This is a genomic window from Streptomyces canus 299MFChir4.1, assembly GCF_000383615.1.
GTDB classification, from domain to species: Bacteria; Actinomycetota; Actinomycetes; order Streptomycetales; family Streptomycetaceae; genus Streptomyces; species Streptomyces canus_C.
Map to the genome: position 1 here is coordinate 260,167 of NZ_KB911587.1, position 19,396 is coordinate 279,562.

At 71.3% G+C, this 19,396-nt stretch carries 14 protein-coding genes and 1 pseudogene; 11 read left to right on the top strand and 4 right to left on the bottom strand.

Annotation, left to right across the window (positions count from 1 at the left end):
• Positions 1-14 precede the first annotated feature (14 nt).
• Together H293_RS0117065 and map are read right to left on the bottom strand one after the other, a co-directional pair.
• On the bottom strand, positions 15-2,555 hold the full coding sequence (locus tag H293_RS0117065) for an ATP-dependent Clp protease ATP-binding subunit (RefSeq protein ID WP_020119076.1): 2,541 nt from the start codon (positions 2,553-2,555) through the stop codon (positions 15-17).
• Between the two features lie 172 nt (positions 2,556-2,727).
• Positions 2,728-3,495 carry a type I methionyl aminopeptidase gene (gene map, locus H293_RS0117070; protein WP_020119077.1) on the bottom strand — a complete coding sequence of 256 codons (768 nt, stop codon included), beginning with the start codon at positions 3,493-3,495 and terminating at the stop codon, positions 2,728-2,730.
• Between the two features lie 33 nt (positions 3,496-3,528).
• On the opposite strand from map, the gene H293_RS0117075 reads away from it, so the two are divergent.
• The 9 genes from H293_RS0117075 to H293_RS0117115 all read left to right on the top strand — a co-directional run bounded on the left by H293_RS0117075 (position 3,529) and on the right by H293_RS0117115 (position 14,998).
• The gene (locus H293_RS0117075; RefSeq protein WP_020119078.1) at positions 3,529-3,780 is read left to right on the top strand and encodes a helix-turn-helix domain-containing protein; all 252 of its coding nucleotides are present in this window, start codon (positions 3,529-3,531) and stop codon (positions 3,778-3,780) included.
• Between the two features lie 134 nt (positions 3,781-3,914).
• Positions 3,915-5,915 (top strand): hypothetical protein, encoded by a 2,001-nt coding sequence (locus H293_RS0117080; RefSeq protein ID WP_028807919.1) that lies wholly within the window; start codon positions 3,915-3,917, stop codon positions 5,913-5,915.
• Between the two features lie 180 nt (positions 5,916-6,095).
• Positions 6,096-6,938 (top strand): nitrilase-related carbon-nitrogen hydrolase, encoded by an 843-nt coding sequence (locus H293_RS0117085; RefSeq protein WP_020119080.1) that lies wholly within the window; start codon positions 6,096-6,098, stop codon positions 6,936-6,938.
• Complete coding sequence (locus H293_RS0117090; RefSeq protein WP_020119081.1) at positions 6,935-8,224, top strand: aspartate aminotransferase family protein; 1,290 nt, start codon at positions 6,935-6,937, stop codon at positions 8,222-8,224. Before H293_RS0117085 ends, H293_RS0117090 begins: the two co-directional genes overlap by 4 nt.
• 23 nt (positions 8,225-8,247) lie before the next feature.
• Positions 8,248-9,831 carry a PucR family transcriptional regulator gene (locus H293_RS0117095; RefSeq protein ID WP_020119082.1) on the top strand — a complete coding sequence of 528 codons (1,584 nt, stop codon included), beginning with the start codon at positions 8,248-8,250 and terminating at the stop codon, positions 9,829-9,831.
• 155 nt (positions 9,832-9,986) lie between these two features.
• Entirely contained in the window at positions 9,987-10,829 is an 843-nt protein-coding gene (locus H293_RS0117100) for a nitrilase-related carbon-nitrogen hydrolase (RefSeq protein ID WP_020119083.1), read from the top strand.
• Positions 10,830-10,860: 31 nt separating this feature from the next.
• Positions 10,861-12,255 (top strand): dihydropyrimidinase, encoded by a 1,395-nt coding sequence (hydA, locus tag H293_RS0117105; protein WP_020119084.1) that lies wholly within the window; start codon positions 10,861-10,863, stop codon positions 12,253-12,255.
• A gap of 11 nt (positions 12,256-12,266) precedes the next feature.
• On the top strand, positions 12,267-13,286 hold the full coding sequence (locus tag H293_RS0117110; RefSeq protein WP_020119085.1) for a TIGR03842 family LLM class F420-dependent oxidoreductase: 1,020 nt from the start codon (positions 12,267-12,269) through the stop codon (positions 13,284-13,286).
• A 161-nt stretch (positions 13,287-13,447) separates the two neighbouring features.
• Complete coding sequence (locus tag H293_RS0117115; protein WP_020119086.1) at positions 13,448-14,998, top strand: NCS1 family nucleobase:cation symporter-1; 1,551 nt, start codon at positions 13,448-13,450, stop codon at positions 14,996-14,998.
• 54 nt (positions 14,999-15,052) lie between these two features.
• On the opposite strand, the gene H293_RS0117120 is transcribed toward H293_RS0117115, so the two are convergent.
• Positions 15,053-15,724, bottom strand: a complete 672-nt coding sequence (locus H293_RS0117120) for a hypothetical protein (RefSeq protein WP_028807920.1) — start codon at positions 15,722-15,724, stop codon at positions 15,053-15,055.
• 150 nt (positions 15,725-15,874) lie between these two features.
• On the bottom strand, positions 15,875-16,843 hold the full coding sequence (locus tag H293_RS0117125; protein ID WP_020119088.1) for a carboxymuconolactone decarboxylase family protein: 969 nt from the start codon (positions 16,841-16,843) through the stop codon (positions 15,875-15,877).
• A gap of 449 nt (positions 16,844-17,292) precedes the next feature.
• Here H293_RS0117125 and H293_RS59190 point away from each other — a divergent pair.
• A pseudogene (locus H293_RS59190) lies at positions 17,293-17,400 on the top strand (DNA-binding response regulator); the annotation flags it as partial.
• Between the two features lie 83 nt (positions 17,401-17,483).
• A complete protein-coding gene (locus tag H293_RS0117135) occupies positions 17,484-19,313 on the top strand; it encodes a gamma-glutamyltransferase family protein (RefSeq protein WP_020119090.1) in 1,830 nt (609 codons plus the stop codon).
• Positions 19,314-19,396 lie beyond the last annotated feature (83 nt).

Here is a 19,396-nt window from a genome sequence, read left to right on the forward strand (position 1 = left end):
GCGGAGCCGCAGATCTATACAGCCCCGCGCCCCTGAGGAGACCGCGTGAACGTCAGACTGCCTGCCTCCGTGTCCACCGTCACCGTGTCGCCCCCGGTGATCGTGCCGTCCAGCAGGAGGCGGGACAGCTGGTTGTCCACCTCCCGTTGGATGGTGCGGCGCAATGGGCGGGCGCCGTACTCCGGCTGGTAGCCGCGTTCGGCCAGCCAGTCGACCGCCGCGTCGGTGAAGTCGACCGTGACGCCCTGGGCGTGGAGCAGGCGGCGGGTGCGTTCCAGCAACAGCTTGGTGATCTCACGCAGTTGCTCTCCCGTCAGCTGGCGGAAGACCACGATCTCGTCGATGCGGTTCAGGAACTCCGGACGGAAGTGCTCGCGCAGGGGACGCAGGATCCGTTCCCGTCGGGCCTCTTCGTCCGAGTCGGCGCCGCCGGGCCCGAAACCGATGCCCGCGCCCCTGCGCGTGATCGCCTCCGAGCCGAGGTTGCTCGTCATCACGATCACCGTGTTGGTGAAGTCGACCGTGCGGCCCTGGGAGTCGGTGAGCCGTCCGTCGTCGAGGACCTGGAGGAGGATGTTGAAGACGTCCGGGTGAGCCTTCTCCACCTCGTCCAGGAGGAGCAGCGAGTACGGGTGCCTGCGGACCACCTCGGTCAACTGGCCCGCCTCCTCATGGCCGACGTACCCGGGCGGGGCGCCGACCAGGCGGCTGACGGTGTGCCGCTCCTGGTACTCGCTCATGTCCAGGCGGACCATGCGCTCCTCGCTGCCGAACAGGGCCTCGGCGAGGGCGCGGGCCAGTTCGGTCTTGCCGACGCCGGTCGGGCCGAGGAAGAGGAAGCTGCCGATCGGCCGGTCCGGGCTCGCGAGGCCGGCCCGGGAGCGCAGGACGGCGTCCGAGACGACCCGTACGGCCTCGTCCTGGCCGACCACCCGCTCGTGCAGGTGCTGCTCCAGGCCGAGCAGCCGGTCCTTCTCCTCCTCGGTGAGACTGCTGACCGGGATGCCGGTCAGCCGGGACACCACCTCGGCGATGGCTTCCACGGTGACCTCCAGGTGCTGGCCCTCGTCGGCCTCGTCGTGCCCGGTGGCCTCGCCGATCCGCTGCTTCAACTCGGCGATGCGGTCCCGCAGTTGTGTGGCCTGCTCGTACTGCTCGGCGGTGACCGCCTGGTCCTTGTCCAGGGTCAGCTGCTCGACCTCGCGTTCCAGGGCCCGTACGTCCGTGCCCTTGGTCCGCGCGCGAAGGCGTACCCGTGCCCCCGCCTGGTCGATGAGGTCGATCGCCTTGTCCGGCAGACGGCGGTCGGGGAGATAGCGGTCGGACAGCTCCACGGCGGCCACCAGCGCCTCGTCGGTGTAACGGACCTGGTGGTGGGCCTCGTAGCGGTCGCGCAGCCCGCGCAGGATCTCGATGGCGTCCGCCGGGGTGGGCTCCGGGACCAGGATCGGCTGGAAGCGGCGGGCCAGGGCCGCGTCCTTCTCGATCCTGCGGAACTCCTCCAGGGTGGTCGCGCCCACGATGTGCAGTTCGCCGCGGGCCAGGGCGGGCTTGAGGATGTTGCCGGCGTCCAGGGAGCCGCCCTCACCGCCGCCGCCCGCGCCGACGACCGTGTGCAGCTCGTCGATGAAGACGATCAGCCGGTCGGAGTTGTCGCGGATCTCGCCCACGATGTTCGTCAGTCGCTCCTCGAAGTCGCCCCGGTAGCGGGTGCCCGCGACCACCCCGGTCAGGTCGAGGGCGAAGACCCGACGGCCGATGAGCACGTCGGGCACGTCCCCGTCGACGATCCGCTGGGCCAGGCCCTCCACGATGGCGGTCTTGCCGACGCCCGCGTCTCCGATGAGCACCGGGTTGTTCTTGCCGCGCCGGGACAGCACCTCGATGGTCTGCTCGATCTCCCCGTCCCGGCCGATCACCGGGTCGATACGGCCCTGGCGGGCCAGGTCGGTGAGATCGCGGCCGTACTTGTCCAGGGTCGGCGTCCCTGTGCCGCGCGGTGCCTCACCGCTGGGCTGCCCGCCGTCCGGGGCCGTCTCGGGAGGCAGACCGGTGGGGGCGAACCGGGCCGAGTTGAGGATGTGCCCGGCGGCCGAGTCGGGGTTCGCGGCCAGGGCGCTGAGCACGTGCTCCGGGCCGATGTAACCGGCGCCCCGGGCCCGGGCCAGCTCGTGCGCGTCGAGCAGCGCGCGCTTGGCGGCCGGGGTGAGGGACAGCGACGTGGGGGGAGGTGCCTCCTCCGGCTGGTGCTGGACGGGGCCGGAGCGTTCGTCGATCTCCGAGGCGAGCGAGTCGGGATCGGCCCCGGCCCGGCTCAGCAGCGTCCGGGTCGGCTCGGCCGCGAGCGCGGCCCGCAGCAGGTGCTGGGTGTCCAGATCCCGGCTCCCGTGCTCGGCCGCGTACTGCGCGGCGCCCCGCACCAGCTCTCTGGCCGGCTGGCTCAGCAGCTGGCCGATGTTGATCTGGCGGGGGCCTGGACGCGGCCCGCCGAAGAAACGGGCGAGGAACTCTCCGAAGGCGTCATAGCCTTCCGATCCGCTGAATCCGCTGGTCATGGGCGTTCCCATCCGGCATCCCCACGCGGGCCGGGGACAACCTCGCTGATCGACGTGCCGGGGCCGGGTAACCCGGGTGTCAGCCGGTTACACCTTCGCACGGATGGGGGAGTGGGGCACATTCGACGGTCGGCCGGAAACGCCGTTCACCGAGCCCCTCGCCGAGGGCCGCTCAGCGTGCCGTCAGGACGCGTGGTCCCGCGTCGGTGACGGCCACGGTGTGCTCGGTGTGGGCCGCCCGCGAGCCGTCGTTCGTCTTCAGCGTCCAGCCGTCCGGCGCCGTGTGGTACTCGTCCGTGCCGCCGGCGATGAGCATCGGCTCGATCGCGAGCACCATGCCGTGCCGCAGCGCGAGCCCCCGCCCCGGGCGCCCCTCGTTCGGCACCGGCGGGTCCTCGTGCATACGGCGGCCGATGCCGTGGCCGCCGAAGTCGTCCATGATGCCGTACCCGCCGTCCCGGCACACCGTGCCGATCGCGTGCGCGATGTCGCCGATGCGGTTGCCCACGACCGCCGCGGCGATCCCGGCCGCCAGCGCCCGCTCCGCGGTCTCGATCAGCCGTACGTCGGCGGCGCGCGGCCCGCCGACCGTGAAACTGATCGCCGAGTCACCCGCCCAGCCGCCGAGTTGGGCACCGCAGTCGATCGAGACGAGGTCGCCGTCGCGCAGCCGGTAGCCGTCCGGGATGCCGTGCACGATCGCGTCGTTCACGGAGGCGCAGATGACGGCGGGGAAGGGCGTGGAGGCGAACGAGGGGCGATAGCCGAGGAAGGGCGAGGACGCCCCGGCCTCCCGCAGCACCCCACGCGCCACCTCGTCCAGCTCCAGCAGGGAAACACCCACGTCAGCGGCCTCTTGTACGGCGGTCAGGGCGCGCCCGACCACCTGTCCCGCCTCGTACATGGCATCCATCGATGTGTCCGTCTTCAGCTCCACCATGCCAATTACTATACCGGTATTAGAATGGGGGGCATGGTGCGCACCCCTCTCACTCCCGAAGAACACGAACGCGGCGAGCGGCTCGGCCGGCTGCTGCGCGAGGCCCGCGGCGGCCGCAGCATGGCGGAGGTCGCGGCGAGTGCCGGGATCTCTCCGGAGACCCTCCGGAAGATCGAGACCGGACGGGCTCCTACCCCGGCGTTCTTCACGGTGGCCGCGCTCGCCCGGGCGCTCGGGCTGTCCATGGACGAGCTGGCCGGGCTGTGCGAGTTGGCGGGCGTGTGACGCGAGTTCGCTCAGCGGCGGTGTGCGCGCCATGAGGCTCCTGCTGCGCCTTTGAAAACTGTCCGTAGCCCGTTCGTAACACTGCTGGTGTTGCCTTACGGACCGGAGTGCTCCGGTCTAACGGGAGTTGAGCGATGGCAGTGGATCAACTCCCGGGTCGGATGCGGGAGTTCGTGGCCTACCTGGACGGTGTGCTCGCGCGCCTGGATCAGGGCGCCGGTTGGTGCGCGGTGTTCTGGCAGCGCGACCCGGACGGTATGCAGGCCTGCCTCGACGGCCGCGAAGTGCCGCCGTGGGACGTGGTCGAGTCGCTTCTGCAGGACCTCGCAGCGGCGTACGGCCCGGAGGTGGCCCACGCCGAGGCGGACCGGGCCCGCCCCCTGCACGCCGCCGCGCAGGCCGCCCACGACGCCCGCCCCGGCGGCCGGGACGCCCTGGGTGACCGCTTCGACGTGATGCTCCGCGAACAGCGCTACGCCGCGGAACGCCAGGCCGAGCTGGGGCGCCGCCTCGCCGGCGCCACCACCCAGGAGGAGGCCGACGCCATCCGCCTGGACCTCGCCTGGGCCCGCGACGACCATGAACGCGCGGTACGCCGTTGCGCCGAACTCCAGTCCCGGATGGCCGAGTTGGACCACCGCACCTTGGACAACCGGGCCCGGGCGATCAGGCGGGGACAGGTCGCGGACGGCGGGGTGTTCCGGGAAGCGCGCGGGGACGGGGTCCGGGGCGACCGCGGTTGGGGGGACGCCGGGGGCGGCGGACATGCAGGAGGGGGCGCCGGTCGCGAGGCCGGCCCCGGAAGCACTGAGTTCCCGAACATCCCGCAGCAGCGCGATGCCGCGCCGGCGACTGATGCCGAAGCGCCCCACACCGGACACGCCCCGCAGTGGGCCGGCCCCACCGAGGCCGCCCGCTCGGGACACGCATCCGGGCCCGGCCGGGCGGACTCCTCCGGAGCTGCGCCACATCGCGCCGATGCCGCGGAAGCCGTCCGCTCGGCGCCTGTCCCGCAGCCTTCCGTCTGGGCGGACGCTTCCGGAGACGTGGCAGGGCGCTCCGGGGCCGCGGAAACGGTCCGCTCGGCCCCCGCTCCGCAGCCCTCCGCCTGGGGGGACGCTTCCGGAGACGTGTCTCGGCGCCCCGGTGTCGCTGGAACGGCCCGTCCGGGTTACCGCCCGCACCCAGTGGCCCCGGTCGATGCGGACACCACCCCCGACCACGCACCCCAGCGTCCTGGCCCCGCAGAAGCCGCCCACCCCGGACACGCCCCGCACCAGCACCGCCAGGCCGACGCCTCCCCCACGGCCCACGCCCCGTACCAGCAGGCCCCCGACCGCACACCCCCACCAGACATCGACCCCCCGCAGCAACCCACCCCCACCGCCCCACCGCCGGAGGCAAAGCGCAAGCGCCGCCGTGGCGGTGCCCGGTTCGCCGGTGCGGTCGAGGAGGACGGTGCACCCGTCGTCGTACCCCCGGCGGCCGTGCCCGAGCTGCCCACCGCGCCTGCGGCGAAGGGGCGGACCCCGCGCGGGGCCCGTTTCGCCGGGGCCGCGGAGGTGTCGGCGGCGGGTCCGGGGCAGGGGGCCGAGCCGTTGGACGCGGTGGCGCGGCGGGAGACCGCCGATACGGTCGCGACGCTGGTGCGGCTGCGCTCGGAGGGGCGTACCGGCGAGGCGCACGGCGTGCTCGTCGAGCTCGCCCACTGGCCCGCCGTCCGTTTCCCGCTGCTCGCCGCGGAGCTTCAGCACGCCGGGCTCGGCGCCGACTGGGCCTCCCTGCTGTGGGAGGCCGCGTCGCTGCCCGCCGACCGGCTGGTGGCCGCCGCCGACGCGCTGGTCGCGGCAGGGCGCGGCGCGGACGGGGAACAGATCCTCAGACAGGGCGTCGCCCGGCCCGCCGGCGAGATCGGCACGGCGGTGCTCGGGCTGGTCGCCGAGGGCCGCCGCCGCGAGGTCACCGCGCTCCTCGACGCCTACGTCCGCGTCCGCGCCCCCGAGGAGGCCGCCCGCAGCGCCGAACCCGGCCCGGGGACCCTCGTGCCGCTCCTCCTGGCGGCCGCGCGAGGCGTCTCGGACGAGCGGCACTGGGATCTGGTGCACGCCCTGCGGGTGGCCGGATTCTCCGCCTGACAGGTCCCTCACAACCCCGCTGACCGGGCACATCACTCCTCCACTGGAGTGTGAAACGTGATCGACTTCGCGGGTTAACGACGATGGTCTTGGCAAGCCTCTCCAGGAGGCTTACGTTCGTCCCTCTACGGCCCCTTCTACGGGCGTAGAGGCTCTGACGTCCCGCCGAAGGAGCAGCTCATGGCCAACGTCGTACGCGCCGCTCTGGTCCAGGCCACCTGGACCGGCGACACCGAGTCCATGGTGGCGAAACACGAGGAGCACGCCCGCGAGGCGGCCCGACAGGGCGCGAAGATCATCGGGTTCCAGGAAGTGTTCAACGCCCCCTACTTCTGCCAGGTCCAGGAACCCGAGCACTACCGCTGGGCCGAGCCGGTGCCGGACGGCCCCACCACGAGTCGTATGCGGGACCTCGCCCGCGAGACCGGCATGGTGATCGTCGTGCCGGTGTTCGAGGTCGAGCAGTCCGGCTTCTACTACAACACCGCGGTCGTGATCGACGCCGACGGCAGCGTCCTCGGCAAGTACCGCAAGCACCACATCCCGCAGGTCAAGGGCTTCTGGGAGAAGTACTACTTCAAGCCCGGCAACCTCGGCTGGCCGGTCTTCGACACGGCCGTCGGCAAGGTCGGCGTGTACATCTGCTACGACCGGCACTTCCCGGAGGGCTGGCGGCAACTGGGCCTGAACGGCGCCCAGATCGTCTACAACCCGTCCGCCACGCACCGGGGGCTCTCCTCCCATCTGTGGCGCCTGGAGCAGCCCGCGGCGGCCGTCGCCAACGAGTACTTCGTCGCCGCCATCAACCGGGTCGGTGTCGAGGAGTACGGCGACAACGACTTCTACGGGACGTCGTACTTCGTCGACCCGCGCGGCCAGTTCGTGGGGGAGACGGCGAGCGACAAGGAGGAGGAACTGGTCGTCCGCGACCTGGACTTCGACCTCATCGAGGAAGTGCGGCAGCAGTGGGCCTTCTACCGCGACCGCCGCCCCGACGCCTACGAAGGGCTGGTGCAGCCGTGACCAAGGACCTGCTGGGACGCCACCGGGCCGTCCTGCCCGACTGGCTCGCCCTCTACTACGAGGACCCGCTGGAGATCACCCACGGCGAGGGCCGGTACGTGTGGGACGCCGAGGGCAACAGGTACCTCGACTTCTTCGGCGGCATCCTGACGACGATGACCGCGCACGCCCTGCCCGAGATCACCAAGGCGGTGAGCGACCAGGCCGGGCGGATCATCCACTCGTCGACCCTGTACCTGAACCGGCCGATGGTCGAACTCGCCGAGCGCATCGCCCAGTTGTCCGGCATCCCGGACGCCCGGGTCTTCTTCACGACCTCCGGCACCGAGGCCAACGACACCGCCCTGCTGCTCGCCACCACCTACCGGCGCAGCAACACGATCCTGGCGATGCGCAACAGCTACCACGGCCGCTCCTTCAGCGCGGTCGGCATCACCGGCAACCGCGGCTGGTCGCCCACCTCGCTGTCCCCGCTCCAGACGCTGTACGTCCACGGAGGCATGCGGACCCGCGGCCCCTACGCCTCCCTCGGCGACGACGACTTCATCGCGGCCTGCGTCGACGACCTCCGGGACCTCCTCGGCCACACCCGGCCGCCCGCCGCCCTGATCGCCGAGCCGATCCAGGGCGTCGGCGGTTTCACCTCCCCGCCCGACGGCCTCTACGCCGCCTTCCGCGAAGTGCTCGACGAGCACGGCATCCTCTGGATCGCCGACGAGGTGCAGACCGGCTGGGGCCGCACCGGCGACCACTTCTGGGGCTGGCAGGCCCATGACCGCAACGGCCCACCGGACATCCTCACCTTCGCCAAGGGCATCGGCAACGGCATGTCCATCGGCGGGGTCGTCGCCCGTGCCGAGATCATGAACTGCCTCGACTCCAACAGCATCTCGACCTTCGGCGGCACCCAGATCACCATGGCGGCCGGCCTCGCGAACCTGACGTACCTCCTGGAACACGACCTCCAGGGCAACGCCCGGCGCGTCGGCGGACTGCTGATCGAGCGGCTGCGGGCCGCCGCGGCACAGCTCCCGGGTGTACGGGAGGTGCGCGGGCGTGGGCTCATGCTCGGCGTCGAGCTGGTGAAACCCGGCACCGACGAGGCCGACCCGCAGGCCGCGTCCGCCGTCCTTGAGGCGGCCCGCGCCGAGGGGCTGCTCCTCGGCAAGGGCGGCGGGCACAACACCAGCGCCCTGCGGATCGCCCCGCCGCTGTCCTTGACCGTCGCGGAGGCCGAAGAGGGCGCCACGATCCTCGAACACGCTCTGAGGAGCACCATCCAGTAGGTCCACAGCAAGGGAACACCGTCATGAGCACCACCTCGGAGCCCCTGGAGTCCTTGGCGCCGACCCTCTCGGTCCGTCAGGTCCTCATGCTGGAACGGGTCCTGGCCGGGGAGCCCGAGGTGGTGGCCGGTGCCGCTCAGCTCGACCGGGCCGTGCGCTGGGTGCACGTGGCCGAGGCGGCCGACGTCGGTGTGATGCTCAGCGGCGGCGAGATGGTCCTCACCACCGGTGTGCTGCTCGCCGGTGACGACGGCAAGCAGGCCGAGTACATCCAGTCCCTGCACCGCGCGGAGGCCGCGGCCGTGGTCCTCGGACTCGGCCGCGCCTTCCCGGCCCCGCCGGACGTGATGCGCCGGGCCGCCGAGCGGTGCGGGCTGCCCATGGTCGTCCTGCACCGGCCCTTCCCCTTCGCGGAGTTGACGGAGGAGGTCCAGGCCCGGCTGGTGCGGCGGAAGTTCGCCGCCGTCAGCATGTCCGAGGCGGTCCGCACCGCCCTCACCGGACTCATCACCGCGGGCGCCCCGCTCCAGCACCTGCTGGACGAGATCGCCCACCACAGCGGCTGCCCCGTCGTCGTCACCAACCTCGCCCACCGCGTCCTCGCCACGGCGGGGGAGCGGTCCGCGGTGGACGACGTGCTGCGCGACTGGGAACGCATCGCCCGCCAGGCATGGGGGCACCTCCCAGGCCGTTCAGGCACTGGGGGAGGCAACGAGGGCGACGGCTGGATCCGCGCCGAACTGGGCGGGCGCGGTGAGCGCTGGGGCCAGATCATGCTGTGCGGCTACCGCGGCGACACCGCCACCGGACGCCTCCTCGCCGACCGCGCCGCCGAATCCCTCGTCCTGCACCGCATGCTCGGCGGCACCTCCGCCCACACCTGGGAGGAGCAGTCCGCGCAGAGCCTGCTCACCGACCTGGTCAGCGGGGTCGTACCGGCGCGGCAGCTGCTGCCCCGCGCCCGGGCGGCCGGGCTGCCCGTCAACCGGCGCACCTTCGTCCCGCTCGTCGTGCGGGACGGCGATCCGGCCGAACTCGACCGGGTGCTACGGCTGTTGGGGTTGCCCGGAATCGTCGCCGAACTCGCCGACGGGGCCACCGCCGTGCTGCTGAGTCTGGCCCGGGACCAGGACGCCGCCGTGCTCACCGCCAACTTCGCGGCGCGGCTGACCCAGACGGTCGTGGCCGCCGCGGACCCGCGCACCGCCTGGGACGACGTCCCCGCCGGCATGCGTGAGGCCCGGCATGTCGCGGACGCGGTCGCCTCGGGGGCACTCGACCTTCCCGCCGTCGTCCGCCTCAAGGACGTCCATCTGCGCGGACTGATAAGGCTGTTGCGCGACGACCCGCACGTGCAGTCCTTCGCCGAGCGCGAGTTGGACGGGCTGCTGTGCGCGGCGGGAGACGATCTGCTGGCGGTGCTGCGCACCTATCTCGCCACCGGCCGCAACAAGTCACGCACCGCCCAGCTGCACCACGTCTCCCGGCCCGCGCTCTACCGCCGGCTGGAGGCGATACAGGGCCGGCTGGGCGTCGACCTGGACGATTTCGAGCAGGCCGCCTCGGTGCACATCGCACTCCTCGCACACGATGCGCAACAGGCCTGAAACAAGCCACGACCTGGGAAAACGGCGGTGAAACATGGGCACACGAAAGAGTGACACCGTGGCACGCCGCACGCCCGCAGACGTGACACCGTGCAACTCAAAGCAAGTTTTCGGACTTCCTAGTCTTCTCGCACACCGAGCGACCGGAGGTCCCGATGAGCAGAGTGATTCGTGCCGCCCTCTTCCAGACCGCGTGGACGGGCGACAAAGAGTCGATGATCCAGGTACACGAGCAGGCGGCCCGGGACGCGGCCGCGCAGGGTGCTCAGGTCCTGTGCTTCCAGGAGTTGTTCTACGGGCCGTACTTCTGCCAGGTCCAGGACAAGGCGTTCTACGAGTACGCCGAGCAGATCCCGGACGGCCCGATCGTCAAGCGGTTCCAGGCGCTGACCAAGGAGCTGGGGATCGTCCTCGTCCTGCCGATGTACGAGGAGGAGCAGCCCGGCGTCCTCTACAACACCGCCGCGGTGATCGACGCGGACGGTTCGTACCTCGGCAAGTACCGCAAGCACCACATCCCCCAAGTGCCCGGATTCTGGGAGAAGTTCTACTTCCGTCCCGGCAATCTGGGGTGGCCGATCTTCGACACCAAGGTCGGGAGGATCGGCGTGTACATCTGCTACGACCGCCACTTCCCGGAGGGCTGGCGGGCGCTGGGCCTGGCCGGTGCCGAGATCGTCTTCAACCCGTCGGCCACCTCGCGCGGTCTGTCCGCGTACCTGTGGCAGCTGGAGCAGCCCGCGGCGGCCGTCGCCAACGAGTACTTCGTCGGCGCGATCAACCGGGTGGGTGTGGAGGAGTTGGGCGACAACGACTTCTACGGGACGACGTACTTCGTCGACCCGGAGGCCCAGTTCGTCGGCGAGGTCGCCTCGGACAAGGAGACCGAACTCGTCGTCCGCGACCTGGACATGGCCAAGCTGAGGGAGGTCCGCGACCGCTGGCAGTTCTACCGGGACCGCCGTCCGGACGCGTACCCCCCGCTGACCGCACCCTGACCGAAACGTCCACCCTGGCAGGAGAGGGAACATGAGCAGCCGTACCGTCATCAGCGGTGGCCTCGTCATCACCGCGTCCGACGAGATCCACGCCGACGTGCTGATCGAGGACGGCCGCATCGCCGCCCTCGCCGTGCCCGGTACCCAGAACTGGACCGCGGACCGCACGATCGACGCCACCGGGAAGTACGTGATCCCCGGTGGCGTCGACGTCCACACCCACATGGAGCTGCCCTTCGGCGGCACCTTCGCCTCCGACACCTTCGAGACCGGCACCCGGGCTGCCGCCTGGGGCGGTACGACGACCATCGTCGACTTCGCGGTGCAGAGCGTGGGCCACTCCCTGCGCGAGGGCCTGGACGCCTGGCATGCCAAGGCCGAGGGCAACTGCGCCATCGACTACGGCTTCCACATGATCGTCTCCGATGTGAACGAGGGGACGCTCAAGGAGATGGACCACCTCGTCGAGGAAGGCGTCACCTCCTTCAAGCAGTTCATGGCCTATCCCGGCGTCTTCTACTCCGACGACGGCCAGATCCTGCGCGCCATGCAGCGCTCCGCCGAGAACGGCGGCCTGATCATGATGCACGCCGAGAACGGCATCGCGATCGACGTCCTGGTCGAGCAGGCGCTGGCACGCGGCGAGACCGACCCCCGCTATCACGGCGAGGTCCGCAAGGCGCTGCTTGAGGCCGAGGCCACCCACCGTGCCATCAAGCTCGCGCAGGTCGCCGGCGCGCCCCTCTACGTCGTGCACGTCTCCGCCATGGAGGCGGTGGCCGAGCTGGCGCGGGCGCGCGACGAGGGCCTCAACGTCTTCGGCGAGACCTGCCCGCAGTACCTGTTCCTGTCGACGGACAACCTCGCGGAACCGGACTTCGAGGGCTCGAAGTACGTGTGCAGCACGCCGCTTCGTCCCAAGGAGCACCAGGCCAAGCTCTGGCAGGGGCTCAGGACCAACGACCTCCAGGTCGTCTCCACCGACCACTGCCCCTTCTGCTTCGTGGGCCAGAAGGAGCTCGGCCGCGGCGACTTCTCCAAGATCCCCAACGGCCTCCCGGGCGTCGAGAACCGTATGGACCTGCTCCACCAGGCCGTCGTCGACGGGCACATCTCGCGCCGCCGCTGGATCGAGATCGCCTGCGCCACCCCGGCCCGGATGTTCGGCATGTACCCGAAGAAGGGCACCATCGCCCCGGGCGCCGACGCGGACGTCGTCATCTACGACCCGCACGCCGAGCAGATCGTCTCCGCCGAGACCCACCACATGAACGTCGACTACTCGGCCTACGAGGGCAAGCGCCTCACGGGGCGGGTCGAGACGGTCCTCTCGCGGGGCGAACTCGTCATCACCGAGCGGGAGTACACCGGACGCGCCGGGCACGGCACGTACACCCCGCGCTCCACCTGTCAGTACCTCAACTAGGAGTGGCGCCCATGGACTTCGGACTCGTCCTGCAGACGGATCCGCCCGCCTCGAAGGTCATCAGCCTGATGAAGCGGGCCGAACGCAACGGCTTCACCTACGGGTGGACCTTCGACTCCGCCGTGCTCTGGCAGGAGCCGTTCGTGATCTACAGTCAGATCCTCGCGAACACCTCGAAGTTGAAGGTCGGCCCGATGGTCACCAACCCGGGCACCCGCACCTGGGAGGTCACCGCCTCCACCTTCGCCACCCTCAACGACATGTTCGGCAACCGCACGGTGTGCGGCATCGGCCGCGGTGACTCCGCGATGCGCGTCGCGGGCCGTACGCCCAACACGCTGGCCAGGATCAGCGAGGCGATGAAGGTCATCCGGGCGCTCGGTTCGGGCCAGGAGGCCGACCTCGGCGGCACGGTGATCAGGTTCCCGTGGATCAAGGAGGACGCCGAACTCCCCGTATGGATGGCGGCGTACGGCCCGAAGGCCCTCAAGATGACCGGTGAGGAGGCCGACGGGTTCATCCTCCAGCTGGCCGACCTGTATCTCACCGAGTACATGGTGAAGGCGGTCAAGGACGCGGCGGTCGCCGCGGGGCGCGATCCGTCCGAGGTCAAGATCTGCGTCGCCGCCCCCGCCTACGTCACCGCGGACGACTCGCCCGAGGCGCTCGCCCACGCGCGTGAGCAGTGCCGCTGGTTCGGCGGGATGGTCGGCAACCATGTCGCCGACCTGGTCTCCAAGTACGGCGAGCACTCGGCCGCCGTCCCCGACGAGCTGACGGACTACATCAAGGCGCGTGAGGGGTACGACTACTCGCACCACGGGCGCGCCGACAACCCGGACACCGCGTTCGTGCCCGACGAGATCGTCGACCGGTTCTGCGTCATCGGACCGGTCGAGAAGCACATCGAGAAGCTGAACGCGCTGCGCGAGCTGGGCGTCGACCAGTTCGCCGTCTACGACATGCACGACGCCCAGGAAGCGACCATCGACGCCTACGGCTCCACGGTCATCCCCGCTCTCAACTCCTGACCCGGACCGCACAGCCGCTCGACCGACCCCCCACTCCTTGTCCCCCTCCCCGCCGTCCCGGGGAAGGGTGGCGGGGCCGGGAAAGGCCTCCCCGCCCGTCCCGGTCCCGCCCAAGGCCCCGCACGGCCTATCCCGTCCCGTCCTGATCGATTGGCCTGCCCATGACCGAAACAGTCCCCACGGGGTCGCCGATACCGCAGTCCGCCGGCGGCCGCGTCGAGCTCGCCCCCGAGGCATTCCCCGCCGACAGCCCCTTCGCCAACGAGGACCTGCGTCCCGTACCGGTCTCCGAGCGCAAGTGGACGACGTACAACTTCGCGGCCCTGTGGATCTCCATGGCCCACTGCATCCCCAGCTGGACCCTGGCCTCCGGCCTGGTCGCGCTCGGCATGGACTGGAAGCAGGCCGTGTTCACCATCGCCCTGGCCAACATCATCGTGCTGTTTCCGATGCTGGCCACCGGGCATGCCGGGCCCAAGTACGGCATCCCCTTCCCGGTGCTCGCCCGCGCCTCCTTCGGGCTGCGCGGCGCCAACATTCCGGCGCTGATCCGGGCCGCCGTGGCCTGCGGCTGGTTCGGCATCCAGACCTGGATCGGCGGCAGCGGCATCTTCGCCCTGGGCTCCAAGCTCACCGGCGGTCACTGGGAGGACGCGGGCAAGATCGCGGGCAACCCCTGGCCCCTGTGGCTCTGCTTCCTGCTGTTCTGGGCGCTCCAGATCGCGATCATCTACCGCGGCATGGACTTCCTGCGGCACTTCGAGAACTGGGCCGCGCCGTTCGTGATCGCCGGCGCGCTCGTGCTGCTGATCTGGATCGCGGTCAAGGCCGACGGCTTCGGCGCGCTGCTCGACCAGCCCTCGAAGCTGGGCTGGGGCCCCGACTTCTGGCCGGTCTTCTTCCCGTCCCTGATGGGAATGATCGGCTTCTGGGCCACTCTGTCGCTGAACATCCCGGACTTCACCCGCTTCGGCGCCAGCCAGAAGGCGCAGACCTGGGGGCAGGCCCTCGGTCTTCCCACGACGATGACCCTCTTCGCGGTCCTCGCCGTGCTGGTCACCTCGGGATCCGAGGCCATCTACGGCGAGGCCATCTGGGACCCGGTCGCGCTGGCCGCCAAGACGGACAGCGCCTTCGGGCTGCTCTTCGCGCTGGTCGTCGTGCTGGTCGCCACGATCTCCGTGAACATCGCGGCCAACGTGGTCTCGCCGGCGTACGACCTGTCCAACCTGGCCCCGAAGTTCATCAACTTCCGTACGGGCGCGCTGATCACCGGTGTCGTCGGCATCCTGATCTTCCCGTGGAAGCTGATCTCCACGCCGGAGTTCTACATCTTCACCTGGCTCGGAGTCGTGGGCGGCCTGCTCGGCACGGTCGCGGGCATCCTCATCGCCGACTACTGGATCGTCCGGCGCACGGTCCTGCACCTCGCGGACCTCTACACGCCCGGTGGCCGCTACTGGTACGCCAACGGCTGGAACTGGCGGGCCATCGTCGCCTTCGTGGTGGGCGGTCTGCTCGCGGTCGGCGGCTCGTACTCGGGGGTGGGCGCGGACGGAAAGAAGGCCGGGCCCTTCCCGACCGACGGTCTGATCCCGTTCCTCAAGCCGTTGGCCGACTACGGCTGGGCGGTGGGCCTGGCCACGTCACTGGTGCTGTACGTCGCGCTGATGCTGCCGAAGGGCAAGGAGCAGGAGGGCATCGCGGCCTGACGGGGCCGCCTCGCGTGTGTGGAGGGCGGCCGGGCTCGGCCCGGATCTTCCGGCTCAGGCTTTCCGGCCGCTCTCCAGCGCCGCCACCGCCTCCTTGGCGGCCTTGATGGCGCCCTTGTTGATCTCGTCCGTGCTGGGCGCCTTCTTCGACTCGAAGTCGCTGCCGTTGTACGTCACGGTCACCAGCGCGTTGGACGCCTGGATCATGACCACGCCCTCACGGGTCTGCTGCTTGTTCTCGGTGGTGAGGTTCACCACCGAGTACCCGGCGTCCCCGACGCCGGGCACGTTTCCGCCGCCGCTCTTCTCGGCGACGTTGTCCTTGTACGACTTGGCGGCGGCCTGGTCGGACTCCGTGATCTCGAAGGACACGTCCAGCCAGCGGTAGTCGTACCCCTTGAGCGCGTTCCAGGAGCAGGTGCGGCGCAGTGCCGTGTCCGTCGAGGGAATCTCCTTGCCGGCCGTCTTGGCGCCCGGCACCAGCGACTTGATCGTCGCCGCGCCGATGCTGCCGCACGGCGCGGGCGCGGCGGCGTACTGCTTCGTGGCGGCCGCCGTGGACGCGCCCGAAGGAGACTCGCCGGCGGACTGCGGAGCCGACGAGGACTCCTTCTGGGCGGCCGGCGTCGTGGCCGGGCCCGACGTCAGCACCCAGCCCGCCGCGGCGAGTACGACGACGGGCGAGATGCGCGCGGTGAGCGCGAGCGGCAGGGAAATATTTCGCACGGCGCACTTTTCGTGGGGGACGGACGGTGCGGAGGGGTCCGCACTGCGGACGGACGCCAGTTTCACATGTCTGCCTGTGGGGCGGAAGTGTGAACTCGCTCCGTACCTGTGCCGTCACTGTGCCCCGCCGTCGTTGCGTCATGTGTCCGCTTATGTCCGGGCGATGGGCCGGTGGAGGGCCGACTCGATGCGGTCCACGGCCAGGAACGCCCCGTAGGCCACGAGGTGCACCAGAGTGTGGTCGGTGTGCTCCGGCCGCCGCCAGGCCGCCACGTCCTCGTCGGTGATCCGGTACGGCGCGAGCGCGGCCAGCAGCACCAGACGCGCACCGGGACGCTCCCGCCGATCCGGAAAGCGGCTCAGGTCGAGCGGCGGGTGCGAGCCGTCCCAGTCCAGCAGTACCTCCTCCACGAGGTCCTGGTCGTCGGTGCCGAGGAGTCCGGCGCCCGCCATGGCCGCCCGAAGCAGCGCCGCGTACGCGACTCCGACGGGCGTACCGTCCGCCCACGCGGGCGCCTCGCCGGGCCGGGCGGGCCGGCGTACGGTCCGGGCGAGCGTACGGCCCGCGAGACTGCGCACGGCCCTGAAGCGCTGGGCGTTGCCCGGCAGCAGGTCCTCGGTGAGCAGGGCGGACACGATCCGGTTGATGAAGTGGAAGGCGAACACGGTGCCGAGATAGCCCGGAGCGTGCTCGCGCGGGAACGGGTAGGGCGCCGCGCCGAGGCCGCCCGGCACGCGCGTGTGCCTGCCCCACTCCAGCACGCGCGCGTGCTCCTCGTTCACCGGCCGCTCGCCTCGGGCGACGCGCTCGGCGAGCGCGTGGTCGCCGGTGGCGTGCAGCAGCATGGTGTGCGCGTCCACGCAGAACGGGCACCGGTTGGCCAGTGAGACCCCGAGCGCCGCCAGTTCCTTGCCGGTGCGGCTGCCGGGGCCGGCGATCAGCGACTCGCGCATCAGCGCCCACGCGGGGGCGAGGAGCTCCGGAGCGGAGGACAGGACCACGAAGGTGACGGGTTCGTCGATGCCGAAGTCCCGGGACAGCTGCTCGTAGACCTCGGCGACCGGGCCGGTGGCGGACTTGGGCGGCAGGGGTCGCGTGTAGCGGAAGGGTGTGGACATGCACAGCAGCCTGCCCCCCGGCCTCGGGCGCGGTCGTCGTACGGCCGAAGGGAGTTGGCGCTGCGTCCGGGAGCGCGGGCCGGGCCGGGGACTACTACGGGGGGAGTAGCGGGGGAGTTGTCCACAGGGCTGACGCCGGTGTCGGGGCGCCGGTCTAGCGTGTGGGCATGAGCGGGCACCCGGTCGATTCGGCCATCTCCCAACGGCTCGCCGACCTGGCCCTCGTGGTCGTGGTCGGCGCCCTCGTCGTGGCCGCGGCGGCTCTCGACGCGGACACGACCGCCCTCGACTTCGGGTTCCTCGTGGTGAGCGCGGCCGCGCTCGCGTTCCACCGCACGGCCCCGCTGGTGGTGCTGGCCGTGGCCACGGTGAGCGGGGCGGCCTACGTCCTGCACGCCCACCCGGGCCCCCTCGGCGCGCTGTCCGTCTTCGCCGCCGTGCACCTGGCCTCCAAGACCCACATCAGCCGCGCGATGACCAAGCTGGGCGCCCGGGACCGGGCCCAACTGGTCGTGTTCGCCTACGAGTCGGGGCTGGTGACGGCACGCGGCTCCTGAGGTCCGGGCGCCCGGGAATGAAAGGATCCGTGACCGTGACCGCTTCGGACCGGCCGAGGCGCGCCCCACCAATGAGGTGAGAGATGTCGTTCACCACCCGGCCGACCCTCCAGGGCACCTTCGGCATGGTGTCCTCCACCCACTGGCTGGCCTCGCAGTCGGCGATGGCGGTGCTGGAGGACGGCGGCAACGCGTACGACGCGGCGGTGGCCGGCGCCTTCGTGCTGCACGTCGTCGAGCCGCACCTCAACGGGCCCGCCGGCGAGGTGCCGATCCTGCTCGCGCCCGCCGGAGGACAGGTGCGGGTGCTGTGCGGTCAGGGCGTCGCGCCGGCCGGGGCGAGCGTCGCCCACTACAAGGGACTGGGCCTGGATCTCGTCCCCGGCACCGGACCCCTCGCCGCCGCGGTCCCCGGCGCCTTCGACGCCTGGATGCTGCTGCTCCGTGACCACGGCACGAAGTCCCTCGTCGACGTCCTCAGGTACGCCATCGGGTACGCCGAGGACGGGCACGCGCCCGTGGAGAACGTCGGCGCGACCGTCGAGAGCGTACGGGAGCTGTTCGAGACGGAGTGGACCTCGTCGGCGGAGCTGTATCTGCCGGGCGGGAAGGCCCCGCGGCCGGGCGAGCTGTTCCGCAACCCGGCCCTCGCCGCCACCTGGAAGCGGCTGATCGACGAGGTGGCGGGGGCGGGTGGCCGGGTCGCGCAGATCGAGGCGGCACGCGAGGTGTGGCGTACCGGGTTCATCGCCGAGGCGCTCGTGCGGCAGGCGCAACGGCCCACCCTGGACACCAGCGGCGCGCGGCACTCCGGCACGCTCACGGCCGCCGATCTCGCGGGGTGGTCCGCGACCTACGAGGCTCCGGCGACGTACGACTGGAACGGCTGGACCCTGTGCAAGGCCGGCCCCTGGAGCCAGGGCCCGGTCCTCCTCCAGCAGCTCGCGCTTCTGCCGCCCGAGCTGCCGCGGTACGGGTCCGCCGAGTACGTCCATCTGCTGGTCGAGGGCTGCAAGCTGGCCATGGCCGACCGGGAGGCCTGGTACGGGGACGCCGCCGAGGTGCCGCTCGCCGAGCTGCTGTCGGCCGAGTACAACGCGGGGCGACGTGAACTCGTCGGAGACAAGGCCTCGTACGAGCTGCGGCCGGGCAGCCCCGGCGGGCGCGCCCCGCGACTCAGCGCACACGCGTACGTGGTCGTCACCGACGAGCCCGGGTTCAGTCCGATGGGGGTGGGGGAGCCCACGGTCGCGAAGAACCCCACGTCCCCCGTACCGGGTGAGCCCGAGACCGGTCCCGACGGCACCACCCGGGGCGACACCTGCCACCTCGACGTCGTCGACCGCTGGGGCAACATGGTCGCCGCCACGCCCAGCGGCGGGTGGCTCCAGTCCAACCCCGTCGTGCCCGAACTGGGCTTCCCGCTCGGCACCCGGCTCCAGATGACCTGGCTGGAGGAGGGCCTGCCGAACTCCCTCACGCCCGGCCGCCGCCCCCGCACCACCCTCACGCCCTCGATCGCCCTGCGCGCCGGGGTGCCCGTCCTGGCCTTCGGCACCCCTGGCGGGGACCAGCAGGACCAGTGGCAGCTGCACTTCTTCCTGGCCGTCGCCCTGCGCTCCCCGGTCCGCGGCGGTCTCGACCTCCAGGGCGCGATCGACGCCCCGAACTGGCACAACGACAGCTTCCCCGGGTCGTTCTATCCGCGGGGTATGCGGCCGGGGAGCCTCACCGTGGAGGCGCGGACGGACCCCCGGGTGGTCGAGGAGCTGCGGCGGCGGGGGCACGACGTCACCGTGGGGGAGCCCTGGTCGGAGGGACGGTTGTGCGCGGTGGCACGGGATCCGGAGACGGGGGTGCTGTCGGCGGCGGCCAATCCGCGGGGGATGCAGGGGTATGCGGTGGGACGGTGACAGATATGCATCATTTGTACTGATTTAAGCGCCCGTTGTCTCCGCATTGCCGGTGTTCACGGTGATTGCACCCGCCCTTTACC

Excerpts from the sequence above, each read along its gene's own strand:
- H293_RS0117085 (WP_020119080.1), top strand. The coding sequence starts at position 6,096 with ATGGCCAACGTCGTACGCGCCGCTCTGGTCCAGGCCACCTGGACCGGC.
- H293_RS0117125 (WP_020119088.1), bottom strand. The coding sequence starts at position 16,843 with ATGTCCACACCCTTCCGCTACACGCGACCCCTGCCGCCCAAGTCCGCC.
- hydA (WP_020119084.1), top strand. The coding sequence starts at position 10,861 with ATGAGCAGCCGTACCGTCATCAGCGGTGGCCTCGTCATCACCGCGTCC.
- H293_RS0117135 (WP_020119090.1), top strand. The coding sequence starts at position 17,484 with ATGTCGTTCACCACCCGGCCGACCCTCCAGGGCACCTTCGGCATGGTG.
- H293_RS0117065 (WP_020119076.1), bottom strand. The coding sequence starts at position 2,555 with ATGACCAGCGGATTCAGCGGATCGGAAGGCTATGACGCCTTCGGAGAG.
- H293_RS0117110 (WP_020119085.1), top strand. The coding sequence starts at position 12,267 with ATGGACTTCGGACTCGTCCTGCAGACGGATCCGCCCGCCTCGAAGGTC.
- H293_RS0117100 (WP_020119083.1), top strand. The coding sequence starts at position 9,987 with ATGAGCAGAGTGATTCGTGCCGCCCTCTTCCAGACCGCGTGGACGGGC.
- H293_RS0117075 (WP_020119078.1), top strand. The coding sequence starts at position 3,529 with ATGGTGCGCACCCCTCTCACTCCCGAAGAACACGAACGCGGCGAGCGG.
- H293_RS0117080 (WP_028807919.1), top strand. The coding sequence starts at position 3,915 with ATGGCAGTGGATCAACTCCCGGGTCGGATGCGGGAGTTCGTGGCCTAC.
- H293_RS0117095 (WP_020119082.1), top strand. The coding sequence starts at position 8,248 with ATGAGCACCACCTCGGAGCCCCTGGAGTCCTTGGCGCCGACCCTCTCG.
- H293_RS0117115 (WP_020119086.1), top strand. The coding sequence starts at position 13,448 with ATGACCGAAACAGTCCCCACGGGGTCGCCGATACCGCAGTCCGCCGGC.
- map (WP_020119077.1), bottom strand. The coding sequence starts at position 3,495 with ATGGTGGAGCTGAAGACGGACACATCGATGGATGCCATGTACGAGGCG.